The following is a 14,163-nucleotide window of genomic DNA, read 5'->3' on the forward strand; positions in this document are numbered from 1 at the left end:
GTTACTTGGGAGCCTTGTATTCTATGGCAGACGCGAATTGCTGCAACGTGGCCTGGGGCACTTCGCCGAGCAGCGTGATCCAGTAATCCCCGTTGCGCTTGACCAGCACGTGGGTTGCGCCATTACTTCCCGCGCCTTCCTTGCGGCTGTTATGCTCGACCGGTTCGACGAACACGGACACTGCCGAAAGGCCATCCGAGAACACCGCCTGGTCAACCGGAATGGGCGGCTCGCTCGCATCACGCGCGGCCATCGGGCGGCGCAACTCGCGAATCTTCGCAAAACCCGGCACGGTCTGGGCGAAAGTCCAGCCCTGCGCTTCCATATCGACGCTTTGCAGCGGCGGACGTACCACCGTCCAGCCCGCCGTGTTGCGCATGCCGGCCACGATCGGCGCCTTGTCGACCGGCACGCCGATGCTCACCTGCGTAAACGACAGTTGCTGCAGCACCTGGCCGTTCGACGGATCGAGCGTCTGCGAACGCAGCAACAGGCCCGTCTTTGCGTCCGCCCACAGCTTGTAGGCGAAACGGTAAGCGTCCTTGGGATCGAGTTCGATGACCTGACTGTCGACGCCCGCCACGCGGTCGGAGCCGAGCATCTTCGGGTCGTAGACGGACAGCACCTGATCGCCGCTCGTGGCGAGCAGCGCCGGGAAGGCGTCCTTGTTCTGGCGTTTTTCGACGACGCAGAGCTTGCGCTCCGGCACGAACGTGTAGAGGTCGTCGTTATGGCGCAACATCTTGCGCGGCTTGCCGTCGAGGCTTTCGAGCTGCTCGAACTCGCCTTCGCTCTTCGTCGCGTAATGCGTGATGCGCGTCGACTGCACGAAGTTGCCGCGCTGGTAGACGAAAGTGCCGGTGTAATTCTGCTGCTGGGCGGCCTGCTGGATGCGGTCGAGCCACTGCGCAGCGCTCTGGCGCGTGGCCGGGTCCGCAGCACGGGTGGCCGATCCAGCCGACGCGCCTTGCGCGTGTGCACGCGTAGAGGCAGACAGAGCGGTGAACATTACGGCTGCACAGCACAGGATTGCCGGCAACCGCCCCCAGAAAGTGTTTTTATTCAACCGCAATGTCTGCATCAGACTCACTGGCCTTGCGTGGTAAGAGCAGCAGAACGGATCAGCGGCATCGAATCCGACATGACCGGCTGCTGCGCGAACTGCTGATGTGCTTCGAGATAAGCGTCCAGACGCGCGTCGCGGATGATGTTGCCGCCATCCTGAACCGCCGCCGTCTGCACGGGCACGGCATTCATCGCCACGCGCTGGACGTTGTCGCCCGCCGGTTGCATCGCAGCGATCTGCGAGCCGCCGGCCATGCCGACGCCACGCATCTGCGGCACGACCACCCAGGTGAGCGTGGCAGCCGCAGCCGCGACAGCCAGCGACGGCACCACACGGCGGCGCAGCGACAGAATACGCGCGACGCGGCCGTTATGCGTGGCCGCCGGAGCGTCCGCCGCGACGGCGGCAGGCGCCAGCACGTGCGGCTCCGCCTCGAAGCGCGCGGCGAAATTCGCCATGAACGACTGGCTCGCGGCCGGGCTCATCGCCAGGTCGTCCGAGCGCAGCGCGTCGCCGATCAGGTGATACGCCGACCAGGCCTTGCGGTCCTCTTCGACGAATCCAGAAAAAATGGCATTCAGATGCGCCTGCGTGTCCACTTCAGCGGCGAATTCGCCGTCGACAAACGCGGACAGACGCTCGCCATGCGAGCTTGACACCGATTGCATCGAAACCGACCCCATGATGCTCCCCATATCCTTACAGAGCCCCGTAGTGACACACTCACTTTAGTGACTTGCGTCCGTACCCGGCGCGAGCGTGGCTTTTTACCAGCGCTTGCCTTCCGGTGTGTCCAGCAGCGGACGCAATTTTGCCGCAATGGCTTCGCGAGCGCGGAAAATTCTCGATCTGACGGTGCCGATCGGGCAGCCCATCATGTCGGCAATTTCCTCGTAGCTCAAACCTTCAATTTCCCGAAGAGTAATGGCGGTACGCAGCTCTTCCGGTAAAACCGCCATTGCAGCATTGACCGTCTGGGCGATCTGCTTGCTCATCAACATCGACTCGGGCGTGTTGATATCCCTTAGTTGATCGGCGTCCGAGAAAGTTTCCGCTTCTTCTGCATCTGCTTCGGTCGAAGTAGGAGCGCGTCTGCCCTGGGTTGCAAGGTAGTTCTTCGCCGTATTGACAGCGATCCGGTAAAGCCAGGTATAGAAAGCGGACTCGCCACGGAATTGCGGCAGCGCCCGGTACGCCTTGATAAAGGCGTCCTGCGCCACGTCCTCGACCTCCGCGGGGTCCCGCACGAGGCGCGAGATCAGGCGGATGATCTTGCGGTGGTACTTGGAGACCAGCAGTTCGAACGCGGCCTTGTCACCTTTTTGCACGCGCTCGACCAGCACCTGGTCAATTTCTTTTTCGCTCACCTGAAAAGTCCGTTAGCTCATGAAGTGGACGCGGGGCCTCATTGTAGCGTCACCGCCACGGCCCCACGTTACGCGCGTTACAGCGGTTACAGTCTTTACAGCAGACCGCTGGAGGTGGAACCGGACTAATTGGGGACGCCGTGACGAAGCGCAAGAGCGCAGCGGCAGATGAACGGAAAAAGCGGAGAAAATCAGCGCCCTGACGCGCTGCGGGCGGCCACGGCGAGCACGCGGAAAGATTCCGCGTCGAGCGAATCGGCAGCAATCAGAACACTGCGGCGGCGCGCGCCGGCTGCCACGCTCAGCGAGAGCATGGCCCCGCCCCACTGCGCGGCGCCCAGCAGGCGGCCTTCCAGAAGACAGGCCTGCGAATGCGAAAACGCCGCAAAGCGATCGGTCCCGATTTCGATGAAAGCCGGTTGTGCGCGGCGCCACGCGGCAAACGCCAGTCCACCGGTGGCCGCCAGCGCGAGCGCAGGCGGCAACGCCCGCCAGGCGCCCAGCCACGGCGCCAGCGTCGAATACAACGCCAGCGCAGCGACTAAAACACCCACAAGCAGCACAGCCTGAAGCGTCCACGACGGACGCATGGCGATACGCAGCGCAGGCCCGCGCCGATCAGCAGAATCGGAACCAGAAATAGAAACGCGGCCGCCCGACCCAGATAACTGGGCCGGAGCGGCCGCGGTGTCGCTCGAGGCGATCACATCAACTCGCTAGCGTCTTAAGCGTGACGCTTGAACACCAGCGTGCCGTTCGTGCCACCGAAGCCGAACGAGTTCTTCAGCGCGACGTCGATCTTCATGTCCCGCGCGGTGTTCGCGCAGTAGTCCAGGTCGCAAGCCGGGTCCTGGTTGAAGATGTTGATCGTCGGCGGCGAGATCTGGTTGTGCACGGCAAGCACCGTGAACACCGATTCCAGACCGCCCGCGCCGCCCAGCAAGTGACCCGTCATCGACTTCGTCGAGTTCACGACGATGTCCTTCGCGTGGTCGCCGAAAGCGCGCTTGATTGCGGTGGTTTCCGCCAGGTCGCCGAGCGGCGTCGAGGTGCCGTGGGCGCTCAGCCAGTTCACTTCGTTGGCGTTCACGCCGGCGTTCTTCATCGCCGCCAGCATGCAGCGGCGTGCGCCGTCGCCGTCTTCCAGCGGAGCAGTCATGTGATAAGCATCACCGCTCATGCCGTAGCCGCCGATTTCCGCGTAGATCTTCGCGCCGCGCGCCTTCGCGTGTTCGTACTCTTCGAGCACCATCACGCCAGCGCCTTCGCCGAGCACGAAACCGTCACGGTCCTTGTCCCACGGACGGCTGGCCGTTGCCGGATCGTCGTTGCGCTGCGAAAGCGCACGCGCCGCAGCGAAACCGCCGATACCGAGCGGCGACACGGTCGATTCCGCGCCACCCGCGATCATCACATCGCAGTCGCCGTATTCGATCAGACGCGACGCTTCGCCGATGCAGTGCAGACCGGTCGTGCACGCCGTCACCATCGACAGGTTCGGGCCCTTGAGGCCGAATTTGATCGACAGATGGCCGGAGATCATGTTGATGATCGAAGCCGGCACGAAGAACGGCGAAATGCGGCGCGGGCCGCGGTTGAGCAATTCGGTTTGCGTGACTTCGATCATCGGCAGACCGCCGATACCCGAGCCCACGTTCACGCCGATGCGCTCCGCGTTGGCTTCGGTGACTTCGAGGCCACTGTCCTTGAGCGCCTGCATGCCCGCAGCGATGCCGAAATGGATAAACGTATCCATATGGCGCGCTTCTTTGGCCGGCATGTAGTCTTCGACGTTGAAGCCCTTCACTTCCCCGGCAAAGCGGGTCGAGAAGTTCGTCGCATCGAACTTGGTGATGTTGGCGATACCCGACTTGCCAGCGACCAGATTGGCCCAGCCGTCGGCAACATTATTGCCAACAGGCGAAATCAGCCCCAGGCCTGTAACAACAACTCGACGGCGGCTCACGGTAACCCCTTTTCCATAGATGACAAAAACAAAAGCCACAGAGGCCGCAGGAAATGCTCCTGTGAGCCCTGTGGCTAGTTGACCGGCAGATGCCCCGCAACGAGTGCGGCAGGCTTACGCGGTTTCACGGGCGAGCGTCCTCGCGGGCCAACCGCACGCACGCGGCGCTGGCGGCCCGGGAAGGAAGTAGCCTTAGGCCTTGACGTTCGCGCGAGCGTAGTCGATCGCTTGCTGAACCGTCGTGATCTTCTCGGCTTCCTCGTCCGGGATTTCCATGCCGAATTCGTCTTCGAGGGCCATCACCAGTTCGACGGTGTCGAGCGAGTCTGCGCCCAGATCGTTCACGAACGAAGCTTCGGTCTTGATTTCAGCTTCGGCGACGCCCAGTTGTTCGGCGACGATCTTCTTGACGCGCTGTTCGATGTTGTCCATTACCCCTCCAAGGGAAAAAAGTTAGCTCATGAATGCGAGTGCGCGCATTTTATCAGGTTTGACCTGGCAGAAAAGCAGTGCGCCCGCGGTTCCGGAACGGCTGTCCGCGCCTGCGCCTAACGAATCATTTCGCCAGACACTTCAAGGCGCGGATAGTACCTGAATCCGGTTAAGACATATACATGCCGCCGTTCACGTGCATCGTCGTGCCCGTGATATAGCCCGCCTGCGGCGAAGCCAGGAAAGCCACCGCATGAGCGATGTCTTCCGGGCTGCCAAGGCGTCCCAGCGGAATCTGCTGCTTGAGCGCAGCCTGTTGCTCGGCCGGCAGATCCTTGGTCATGTCGGTATCGATAAAGCCCGGCGCCACGCAGTTCACCGTGATGCCGCGGCTGCCGATTTCGCGTGCGAGCGCGCGCGTCATGCCCGCGACGCCGGCCTTGGCCGCCGCGTAATTGGCCTGACCCGGGTTGCCCGACGAGCCGACCACCGACGTGATATTGATGATGCGGCCAGCCTTGGCCTTCATCATGGGGCGCAGCACGGCGCGCGAGAGGCGGAACACCGACTTCAGGTTGGTGTCGATCACCGCGTCCCACTCGTCGTCTTTCATGCGCATCGCCAGGTTGTCCTGCGTGATGCCCGCATTGTTGACGAGGATCGCCAATGCGCCGAATTCCTTGACCGTTGCGTCGATGAGCGCTTCTGCCGCAGCCGCGTCGTTGACGTCGAGGACCGCGCCGCGGCCCTTCACGCCTGCCGCTTCGAACGCTGCCGTGATGGCTTGCGCGCCGCTTTCGCTCGTTGCCGTGCCGATCACCGTCGCGCCCTGGCGCGCCAGTTCCAGCGCGATCGCACGGCCGATGCCGCGCGAGGCGCCGGTGACGATCGCGGCTTGATTATCGAGAGTCTTTTCCATCTTTTGAATCCGTTGCGAGTTATGCGTTCAGAAGCGCGAGCGCTTCTTCGAGCGACTTCGGATCGAACACCGAGGCGCCGACCAGCTCGCCGTCGATACGCTTCGTGAGGCCCGCGAGCACCTTGCCCGGACCGCATTCGACCACGTGCGTCGCGCCTTGAGCGGCGATCGCCTTCACGCACTCGACCCAGCGCACCGCACCGGCGGCCTGACGCACCAGGGCGTCGCGGATCTTCGCGGGATCGGTTTCGAAGGCCACGTCGACGTTGTTGACAACCGGGATCACCGGTGCGTTCAGCGTGACGCCTGCGAGGTATTCGCGCAGCTGGTCCGAAGCGGGCTTGAGCAGCGACGAGTGGAACGGCGCCGACACCGGCAGCGGCAGCGCGCGCTTGGCGCCCTTCGCCTTGGCGACTTCGCAGGCCTTTTCGACCGCAGCCTTGTGGCCCGCGATCACGACTTGCGCCGGCGCGTTGAAGTTGACGGCTTCGACCACGCCGCCGCTTGCTGCGGCCGCTTCCGCGCAGACCGCGCGCACGGTGTCGTCGTCGAGACCGAGCACGGCGGCCATGCCGCCTTCGCCGACCGGCACCGCATTCTGCATCGCCTGGGCGCGGAAACGCACGAGCGGCACAGCGTCGCGGAACGCCAGCACGCCGGCCGCGACCAGCGCCGTGTATTCGCCGAGGCTGTGGCCTGCGACGATTGCGGGCGCCGGGCCACCTGCCTGCTGCCACGCGCGATAAACGGCGTAGGCGGCGGTGAGCATGACCGGCTGCGTGTTGGTGGTGAGGTTGAGCTCTTCTGCCGGGCCTGCGGCGATCAGCTTGCCGAGATCCTGGCCCAGTGCGTCGGACGCTTCCTGAACCGTCTCGCGCACGATGGCGTTATCGGCAAAGGCGTCGAGCATGCCGACGGCCTGCGAGCCCTGGCCCGGAAAAACGAATGCGAATTTCATGACTTCCCCAAAATTCGGTCAAAACGGATGGGCGATGCGCTCGGGTGAACCGCCGCGGACCGCGCACCTCGCGTGTCTTTCGGACGCGAGTGCTGGCGGCCAGCGAGGCGGGAGCGCGAAAGCCCGCTCGGAAATCAGTAGCGAATGACGGAAGCGCCCCAGGTGAAGCCGCCGCCCACGCCTTCGATCAGCACGTTCTGGCCGCGCTTGATGCGGCCGTCGCGCACTGCAACGTCGAAGGCGAGCGGAATCGACGCCGCCGAGGTGTTGCCGTGTTCGCCCACCGTGACCACCATGCGCTCTGCCGGCAGGCCGAGCTTGCGGCACGTGCCCTGCATGATGCGGATGTTGGCCTGGTGCGGAATCAGCCAGTCGATCTGGTCGGCCGTGAGTTGCGCCTTTTCCAGCGCCTCGATCGCGACCTTCTCCAGCACATTCACCGCCAGCTTGAACACTGCCTGGCCGTCCATGTGCAGGAACGCGTTGCCCGCGATCACGCCGCCGTTGACGTTGCCCGGCGTGCACAGGATGTGCGCGTAGCTGCCGTCAGCGTGCAGGGCGCTCGCGAGCACGCCCGGTTCTTCCGAAGCCTGCATCACGATCGCGCCGGCGCCGTCGCCGAACAGCACGCAGGTCGTGCGGTCGTTGAAATCGAGAATACGCGAGAAGGTTTCCGCGCCCACCACCAGCGCCGTCTTGTGCTGACCGCTGCGGATCAGGCTGTCGGCCACCGAAACGGCGTACGCGAAGCCCGAGCACACGGCCTGCACGTCGAACGCCGCACCGTGATTGCGGATACCGAGCTTGTTCTGCAGCAGGCAGGCCGTGCTCGGAAACACGAAATCGGGCGTCGAGGTGGCGACGATGATCAGGTCGATGGACTGCGGATCGACGTCGGCGGCGGCAATCGCGCGCTGCGAAGCGGCCAGCGCGAGGTCGCTCGTGGTGACGTCCGGCGCCGCGAAGTGGCGCGCGTGGATGCCCGTGCGGGCGACGATCCATTCGTCGCTGGTTTCGACGCCTTTGGCGGCGAGACGCTCGGCCAGATCCTGGTTGGTGACGCGCTCAGGCGGAAGGAAACTGCCCGTGCCGAGCACGCGGGAATAAAGAGTCGATTGAGCCATTATGCCTTCGAGGATGATGCCTTCGAGGTGGGTGTCGCGGCGGGCGGGACGGGCTGGGTGGCGTCCGTAGCCGGCTCGCCAGCGGTTGCGGCGGGGCTGTCGGGGGCCGGGCTGCCGGCGCTCTGGCCAGCGGCAGCGCCGTTCTGGCTGCCGGCCGCCTGTTCGATCGAACCGGCGTTGTCTGCCATGGCGCGGGCAAGACCCTCCAGCACGCCATTTTTGACGGCATCATACCCGCGATTGATCGCACACTCAAACGCGTAGGCATCGGCTGAGCCGTGGCTCTTGATGACCAGGCTCTTCAGGCCAAGCAGCGCCGCGCCGTTGTACTGGCGGTGATCGACGCGTTTCTTGAAACGCATGAGCACGGGCAAAGCGGCCACCGCCATCAGCTTGGTGAGCCACGAGCGGCCGAACTCTTCCTTGATCATGTCGTTGAGCATCTGTGCGAGGCCCTCTGACGTCTTGAGCGCGACATTGCCGACAAAACCGTCACAGACGATCACGTCGACGCTACCTTTGTAGATGTCGTTGCCTTCGACGTTGCCGCGGAAGTTCAGCGTGCTCGCGCGCAGCAGTTCGCCGGCGCGTTTGATGGTTTCGTTGCCTTTGATAACTTCTTCGCCGATGTTCAGGAGCCCGATGGTCGGGCGCTCCTTCCCTTCGAGCGCAGCGACGAGCGCGTGGCCCATCTCGGCGAACTGCAGCAGATGCTGCGGTTCGCAATCAACGTTCGCGCCAAGGTCGAGCATCGTCGTGTAGCCGCGCGGATTGGGCAGCGCGAAGGCGATAGCCGGACGTTCGATGCCGGGCAGCGTCTTCAGGACGTAGCGCGACACGGCCATCAGTGCGCCGGTATTGCCGGCGGACACGCAGGCCTGCGCCGCGCCCTCTTTCACACGATTGAGGGCGACGCGCATCGACGAGTCTTTCTTCTTGCGAAGAGCGACTTCGACCGGATCGTCCATTTCGACGACTTCGGTGGCGGGAACGATGGAAAGTGCGGGGAGTTCCAGCGCCTTCAGCTTCTTGAGCTGGGCGCGGATCGCCGTTTCGATACCCACGAGCTGCAGGTGTGCGTCGGGGTGGGAACGGACGAAATGGACTGCGGCGGGCACCGTCACAGACGGGCCGTGGTCGCCTCCCATGCAATCTATCGTGAGCGTAACAGTCATGGAATGCGACGGATTTCAGGCACAAAAAAGCGGCAGTTGAATGCCGCCTTTTTTGCCGAGCCGAACAATTGTCAAGCGAACGGAATCGCCATGTGCAGCGCTGATGGCTGGCCCCGGAAGCATCCAGGACCGCCGCGCCACACGCTGGAACGATTAGTCGTTCTTGGTCTTGACGACTTTCTTGCCGCGGTAGTAGCCGTTCGGGCTGATGTGGTGACGCAGATGCACTTCACCCGTGCTCGGCTCGACAGCCAGCGGAGCGCCCGTGAGGAAATCGTGCGAGCGGTGCATACCGCGCTTCGACGGCGACTTCTTGTTTTGTTGAACTGCCATGATAACTCCTGAAAATTTTCCGAATTCTAACACAGCCCGATCCGGCCGCCGCCACCCTGGGGGATGGCCGGACTCCGGGCTCAGGCCCACGTATCTGATACTGCTGCCCCTGCGACAGCCTGATTGTCAGATGCTGACGATCAGTGCTTGCTGCCGGGACCGTCCTTCTTGAGCGATTCGAGCGCCGCAAAAGGGTTGATGCGCTCTTCCGTCTCGATCTCCTGCTCCGGCACGTCGTCTACGGAATCCACGCCGTCCGCGCCATCGGGACCCGAGGCGAGGCTTTCGTGAATTTCCGGACAGACTTCGTGCTTCGGCACGAGCGGCAAGGCGAGCAACAACTCCTCTTCGATCAAGTCGACGAGATCGAAATGGCGCGAGCCAACGATCACTTCGACTTCATCGTCGTCGAGCGGAAACTCATCCGCCTCTTCTTCCGTCTGGACGATACGGAAGACCGCATCGGCATTGAAGGCCTGCTCATAGGGAGCGAGGCACCGCTGACACGTGAGCCAGGCGCCGCCGTGGATCACGACCCGCAGATACGGCTGCGGAGCATGGGTGCCGTCATCCTGCAATTCCGGCTGCGTGAAGCCTTCGGCCTGCCAGTTGAACGCGGTGTCGCGATCGGGCGCATCGGCCGGAACTTCATTCAATATGCGCGGCAACTGCGAAATGCGCACCACTCCGGCGGCATCGCGTGCACTGCGCGCGAATTCAAAAATATCGATATCGCGTGGGTTGAGCTGTTCGGTCATGTGAGCCTCTCCTGCTTCAGACATGCGACCTGCACGCGATGCAAGGCGGTTCGCGCACGCGTCGAAACGCGCTGAAAGTTCACGCGGAACGTCAAACGTTCGAACGTCGCTAAACGGCCATGATCGTGCTGCTTGATCCCCACTGCACCGGCTACGTTTCAATCTTCCCCGCCAAACGTGCAAAGACCGTGCAAAGACGTGGGAGGCGAACGTACCGATGAAAAGCCCAAAATCATATCGCCTTTATCTTTGTCAGTCAAACACTTATGCTCACGCCCATAAGCTGGCGTGTGGCACGAGTTTTTCGGCGATCTTTGGCGATACCCGGGCGCCAGACGATGAAATCCGTCCCCGCTTTTGCAATTTTGCCGCCGCCGCGCCAGCGACCGCTCCCTAAAGTGTTTTAGTCCAGATTCCTGACATGCAGCCAGATTCTTCGACCGCCCGCGCCCCGGGCCTGCCCACACCGGCGCCCACGCTGATTCTCGCGTCCAGTTCGCGCTACCGCCGCGAGTTGCTCGAACGCTTGCGCATTCCGTTCGGCACCGCCGTGCCCGACATCGACGAAACGCCGCACGCCGGCGAAACGCCCGAAGCCACGGCGTTGCGTCTTTCGGTGGAAAAAGCGCGCGCCGTGGCCGCCGCCCTGCCCGCCGGCACCGGCCGCACGCTGGTGATCGGCTCCGACCAGGTGGCCACCTTCGACGGTCTGCAGATCGGCAAGCCGGGCACGCACGAACGCGCGCTCGCCCAGCTGCAGGCCATGCGTGGCCGCGAAGTGCTGTTCCATAGTGCCCTCAGCCTGCTCGACACGTCGACTGGCCAAACGGCCAGTGTCGATGTCGTGACGAAGGTGCGCTTTCGCGATCTGTCAGACGCCGCGCTCGACGCCTACCTGCGCGCCGAACAACCCTACGACTGCGCAGGCAGCGCCAAGTCCGAAGGCCTCGGCATTGCGCTGCTCGAAGCGATCGAATCCGACGATCCCACCGCCCTGATCGGCCTGCCGCTCATCGCGCTTACGCGCATGCTGCTGGACGCTGGCTACCCGCTGCTGGAGACGCAATCGTGAGCACAGGCACCCTCTATCTGATCCCCAACACGCTCGGCGACGGCGACGAAGCCGCGCTCGCCTACGTCCTGCCCGCGCCTGTGCGCGAACGCGCGGGCACGCTCGCGAGCTACATCGGCGAAAACGCCAAGACCACGCGCGCCTTTCTCAAGCGCGTGGGCACGACGCGGCCGATCCAGGAAATCGAGATCCACGAACTGAACGTGAACACGCCCGCGAACCAGATCGACAAACTGCTCGCGCCGCTTCTGGCGGGCATCGATACGGGTCTGGTTTCGGAGGCGGGCGTGCCGGCCGTGGCCGATCCCGGCGCGCTGCTGGTGCGCCGCGCGCACGAACGCGGCATCAAGGTCGTGCCGCTGGTCGGGCCGAGCTCGATCCTGCTCGCGCTGATGGCGTCGGGCCTGAACGGCCAGAGCTTTGCGTTTCACGGCTACCTGCCGGTGGACGCGAACGAGCGCATCAAGAAACTGCGCGAACTCGAACAAAGCTCGCGCAAGGCGAAGCAGACGCAGATCTTTATCGAGACGCCGTACCGCAACAAGTCGATGCTCGATACTCTGCTCTCGACCTGCGCGCCCTCGACGCTCGTGTGCGTGGCCGCCGACCTCACGCTGCCGACGGAGACGATCCTCAGCCGCGCGGTCTCGGACTGGAAGAAGAAGCCCGCGCCCGACCTGCACAAGCGCCCGGCGATCTTCCTGATTCTCGCGAACTGATTTTTGCAAACTGAAATCGCGAACTGAAATCGGTCGCCAGAAGTGATAACGGCCGCTGCGAAATCCGCAGCGGCCGTTTTAATTTGCACCGAAGCTTGCGACGCTTTACCGCAGCGAGAGCTTCGCGCCCGAAATCAGCGAATGCATGGCGCCCGAGCCGACGCTTGCGCCAAAACGCTTGGCCACGCGGTCGGAAATGCTCTGCTTGACCGTGTAATCGACCACATCCGGCGCTTTGATGACTTCACGTGCGACGTAATCGGTATCGCCATAACCGTCGGCGAGACCCAGATCGACGCTCTTCTGGCCGGTCCAGAACAGACCCGAGAAGATATCCGGCGAATCCTTCAGGCGCTGGCCACGTCCCGCCTTCACGGCGTCGATGAACTGCTGGTGGATCTGGTCGAGCATTTCCTGCGCGTGCGCGTCCATCTTGGGCGTATCGGGCGAGAACGGGTCGAAAAAGCCCTTGTTTTCGCCAGAAGTGCGCAGACGGCGCTCGACGCCGAGCTTGTCCATCAGGCCCGTGAAGCCAAAGCCGTCCATCAGCACGCCGATCGAACCGACGATGCTGGCCTTGTTCACGTAGATCTTGTCGGCGGCCGCGGCGACGTAATAACCACCCGATGCGCACATATCGCCCACCACCACGTAAAGCGGGATGGCCGGATATTTCGCGCGCAGGCGATGGATTTCGTCGTTGATGATGCCGGCCTGCACGGGCGAGCCGCCCGGGCTGTCGATATGCAGGATCACGCCAGCCGTGCCGTCGTCGTCGAAGGCGCTGTCGAGGGCGCTGTTGATGTCTTCGGCGTTGGCGGGCGTATCGGCGGCAATCTCGCCGTCGAGCGACACCAGAGCGGTATGGCGGCCACCGCCATCCACCCGCGCGCCGGAGAAGTCGAACACGCTCCACGCGATCAGCACCAGCACCGCGAGGAAGGCGAACCGGAAGAAGATCTTCCAGCGTCGCGCCGCGCGCTGCTCGTTGATGGCGGCCATGGCGATGCGTTCGAGCGCTTCGCGCTCCCAGCCGCCATTGCCGGCATCCACCTTGCCCGAATGCATGGGGCGCGGCGGCACGTTCGAATCAGGGGTCGGATTATCTGACATGCTTGAGCGGTGAAATCAGCGAAGGAAGCGCCAAGGGAAACGGCGGGAAATCAGATCGGGGCCGGATGCAGGTCGTCGTCCGGCAGCCAGAATACCGCACGGCCTTCGGGCGTGTCGCGTTCTTCGACCTTCACCGCACGCAAACGCCCGCCGCGGCAAGGGCCGCCTACGCATTTGCCGGTTTCGGGCTGATAGATCGCGCCGTGCGTCGCGCACATCAGATAGAGCCCCGACGATTCGAAGAACTGTCCTTCGACCCAGTCGAGTTCCATCGGCACATGCGCGCAGCGGTTCAGGTAGCCGTAGACCTCGCCGCCGAAGCGCACGAAGAACACCACGGCCGACCCGCCCGCGTAGGTCGCGTCCATGCGCTGGCCCGCGCCGCCTTCGGCGAGCGCCTCAGCGGCGCAGACGCGCACCGGAGCATGCCGCGTTTCGCTCATGCGTGCTCCCGCAGCCAGGCCGCCAGTCCGGCCACGTCGGCGGCGATGTATTGGGGCGCAAGCGCCTCGAGCGACGCGGCCGAATGCGCGCCATAGCCCACGCCCACGCCCGCTGCGCCCGCGTTCGCGGCCATCTGCAGGTCGTGCGTGGTATCGCCGATCATCACGGTGCGGCCCAGATCCTGCCCCAGTTCGCGCGTGAGTTCGTGCAGCATGGCCGGATGCGGCTTCGAGAAGGTTTCGTCGGCGCAACGCGTGCCGTCGAAAAGACTCGTGAGGTTCGAGTCGGCGAGCGCGCGGTTCAGGCCCACGCGGCTCTTGCCGGTCGCCACGCCGAGCAGATAGCCGGTGTCGCGCAGTTCGGTGAGCATGTCGCGCACGCCCGCGAACAGCTCGGTCTGCTGATCCTTGAGCAGATAGTGGATGCGATAGCGCTCCACCAGACGCGGGTAGTCGGCCGGATCGAGCGTCGGCGCGGCGATCTGCAGCGCCTCGCGCAGGCCAAGGCCGATCACGTAGCTCGCGGCCTCGTCGCCGGGCACGGGCAGGCCCAGGTCGCGGCAGGCGGCCTGGATGCTGCGCGTGATGTGGGCGGTCGAGTCCATCAGCGTGCCGTCCCAGTCGAACACAATCAGGTCAAATTGCTGTCGGGCCATTCGGTCCTTCTCCAAACACTGTTGTTCTTGAGTACGGTGTATTTCATTCGTCGGGCCGCATT

16 protein-coding genes and 1 pseudogene are annotated in these 14,163 nt (G+C 63.9%); 2 read left to right on the forward strand and 15 right to left on the reverse strand.

The features are described 5' to 3' along the window. Nucleotide 1: 1 nt before the first annotated feature. The 12 genes and pseudogenes from G3N59_RS19105 to G3N59_RS19160 form a co-directional block, all read right to left on the reverse strand. Complete coding sequence (locus G3N59_RS19105; protein WP_205984191.1) at nucleotides 2–1,081, reverse strand: MucB/RseB C-terminal domain-containing protein; 1,080 nt, start codon at nucleotides 1,079–1,081, stop codon at nucleotides 2–4. Between the two features lie 5 nt (nucleotides 1,082–1,086). Then, nucleotides 1,087–1,749 carry a sigma-E factor negative regulatory protein gene (locus G3N59_RS19110; RefSeq protein ID WP_205984192.1) on the reverse strand — a complete coding sequence of 221 codons (663 nt, stop codon included), beginning with the start codon at nucleotides 1,747–1,749 and terminating at the stop codon, nucleotides 1,087–1,089. Between the two features lie 84 nt (nucleotides 1,750–1,833). Next, the gene (rpoE, locus tag G3N59_RS19115) at nucleotides 1,834–2,433 is read right to left on the reverse strand and encodes an RNA polymerase sigma factor RpoE (protein ID WP_205984193.1); all 600 of its coding nucleotides are present in this window, start codon (nucleotides 2,431–2,433) and stop codon (nucleotides 1,834–1,836) included. Between the two features lie 191 nt (nucleotides 2,434–2,624). Then, the gene (locus G3N59_RS19120; protein WP_346777903.1) at nucleotides 2,625–3,023 is read right to left on the reverse strand and encodes a protein YgfX; all 399 of its coding nucleotides are present in this window, start codon (nucleotides 3,021–3,023) and stop codon (nucleotides 2,625–2,627) included. A 134-nt stretch (nucleotides 3,024–3,157) separates the two neighbouring features. Then, a complete protein-coding gene (gene fabF, locus G3N59_RS19125; protein ID WP_205984195.1) occupies nucleotides 3,158–4,399 on the reverse strand; it encodes a beta-ketoacyl-ACP synthase II in 1,242 nt (413 codons plus the stop codon). Nucleotides 4,400–4,591: 192 nt separating this feature from the next. Continuing rightward, the gene (acpP, locus tag G3N59_RS19130) at nucleotides 4,592–4,831 is read right to left on the reverse strand and encodes an acyl carrier protein (RefSeq protein ID WP_014897657.1); all 240 of its coding nucleotides are present in this window, start codon (nucleotides 4,829–4,831) and stop codon (nucleotides 4,592–4,594) included. Nucleotides 4,832–5,000: 169 nt separating this feature from the next. Continuing rightward, the gene (gene fabG / locus G3N59_RS19135; protein WP_205984196.1) at nucleotides 5,001–5,750 is read right to left on the reverse strand and encodes a 3-oxoacyl-ACP reductase FabG; all 750 of its coding nucleotides are present in this window, start codon (nucleotides 5,748–5,750) and stop codon (nucleotides 5,001–5,003) included. 19 nt (nucleotides 5,751–5,769) lie between these two features. After that, nucleotides 5,770–6,708: an ACP S-malonyltransferase gene (gene fabD / locus G3N59_RS19140; protein ID WP_205984197.1), complete on the reverse strand. Its 939-nt coding sequence runs from the start codon at nucleotides 6,706–6,708 to the stop codon at nucleotides 5,770–5,772. A 134-nt stretch (nucleotides 6,709–6,842) separates the two neighbouring features. Next, complete coding sequence (locus tag G3N59_RS19145) at nucleotides 6,843–7,832, reverse strand: beta-ketoacyl-ACP synthase III (protein ID WP_205984198.1); 990 nt, start codon at nucleotides 7,830–7,832, stop codon at nucleotides 6,843–6,845. Nucleotides 7,833–8,005: 173 nt separating this feature from the next. Continuing rightward, a pseudogene (plsX, locus tag G3N59_RS19150) lies at nucleotides 8,006–9,007 on the reverse strand (phosphate acyltransferase PlsX); the annotation flags it as partial. A gap of 153 nt (nucleotides 9,008–9,160) precedes the next feature. After that, nucleotides 9,161–9,340 (reverse strand): 50S ribosomal protein L32, encoded by a 180-nt coding sequence (gene rpmF, locus G3N59_RS19155; protein ID WP_018441573.1) that lies wholly within the window; start codon nucleotides 9,338–9,340, stop codon nucleotides 9,161–9,163. Between the two features lie 140 nt (nucleotides 9,341–9,480). Continuing rightward, nucleotides 9,481–10,098 (reverse strand): DUF177 domain-containing protein, encoded by a 618-nt coding sequence (locus G3N59_RS19160; RefSeq protein WP_205984200.1) that lies wholly within the window; start codon nucleotides 10,096–10,098, stop codon nucleotides 9,481–9,483. 421 nt (nucleotides 10,099–10,519) lie between these two features. On the opposite strand from G3N59_RS19160, the gene G3N59_RS19165 reads away from it, so the two are divergent. Both G3N59_RS19165 and G3N59_RS19170 read left to right on the forward strand, forming a co-directional pair. Next, nucleotides 10,520–11,170 carry a Maf-like protein gene (locus G3N59_RS19165; protein WP_205984201.1) on the forward strand — a complete coding sequence of 217 codons (651 nt, stop codon included), beginning with the start codon at nucleotides 10,520–10,522 and terminating at the stop codon, nucleotides 11,168–11,170. After that, nucleotides 11,167–11,889, forward strand: coding sequence for an SAM-dependent methyltransferase (locus G3N59_RS19170; protein ID WP_205984202.1), 723 nt, complete (start codon nucleotides 11,167–11,169; stop codon nucleotides 11,887–11,889). Before G3N59_RS19165 ends, G3N59_RS19170 begins: the two co-directional genes overlap by 4 nt. 105 nt (nucleotides 11,890–11,994) lie before the next feature. On the opposite strand, the gene G3N59_RS19175 is transcribed toward G3N59_RS19170, so the two are convergent. The 3 genes from G3N59_RS19175 to G3N59_RS19185 are packed head-to-tail and all read right to left on the reverse strand — an operon-like array spanning nucleotide 11,995 to nucleotide 14,101. Beyond that, the gene (locus G3N59_RS19175; RefSeq protein WP_205984203.1) at nucleotides 11,995–13,002 is read right to left on the reverse strand and encodes a S49 family peptidase; all 1,008 of its coding nucleotides are present in this window, start codon (nucleotides 13,000–13,002) and stop codon (nucleotides 11,995–11,997) included. Between the two features lie 50 nt (nucleotides 13,003–13,052). Then, nucleotides 13,053–13,445: a Rieske 2Fe-2S domain-containing protein gene (locus G3N59_RS19180; protein ID WP_205984204.1), complete on the reverse strand. Its 393-nt coding sequence runs from the start codon at nucleotides 13,443–13,445 to the stop codon at nucleotides 13,053–13,055. Continuing rightward, nucleotides 13,442–14,101, reverse strand: a complete 660-nt coding sequence (locus G3N59_RS19185) for an HAD-IA family hydrolase (protein ID WP_205984205.1) — start codon at nucleotides 14,099–14,101, stop codon at nucleotides 13,442–13,444. The genes G3N59_RS19180 and G3N59_RS19185 overlap by 4 nt, the downstream gene beginning before the upstream one ends. Between the last annotated feature and the right edge of the window lie 62 nt (nucleotides 14,102–14,163).

The sequence above is a fragment of the Paraburkholderia sp. Ac-20340 genome, assembly GCF_017104965.1.
Classification (GTDB): Bacteria; Pseudomonadota; Gammaproteobacteria; order Burkholderiales; family Burkholderiaceae; genus Paraburkholderia.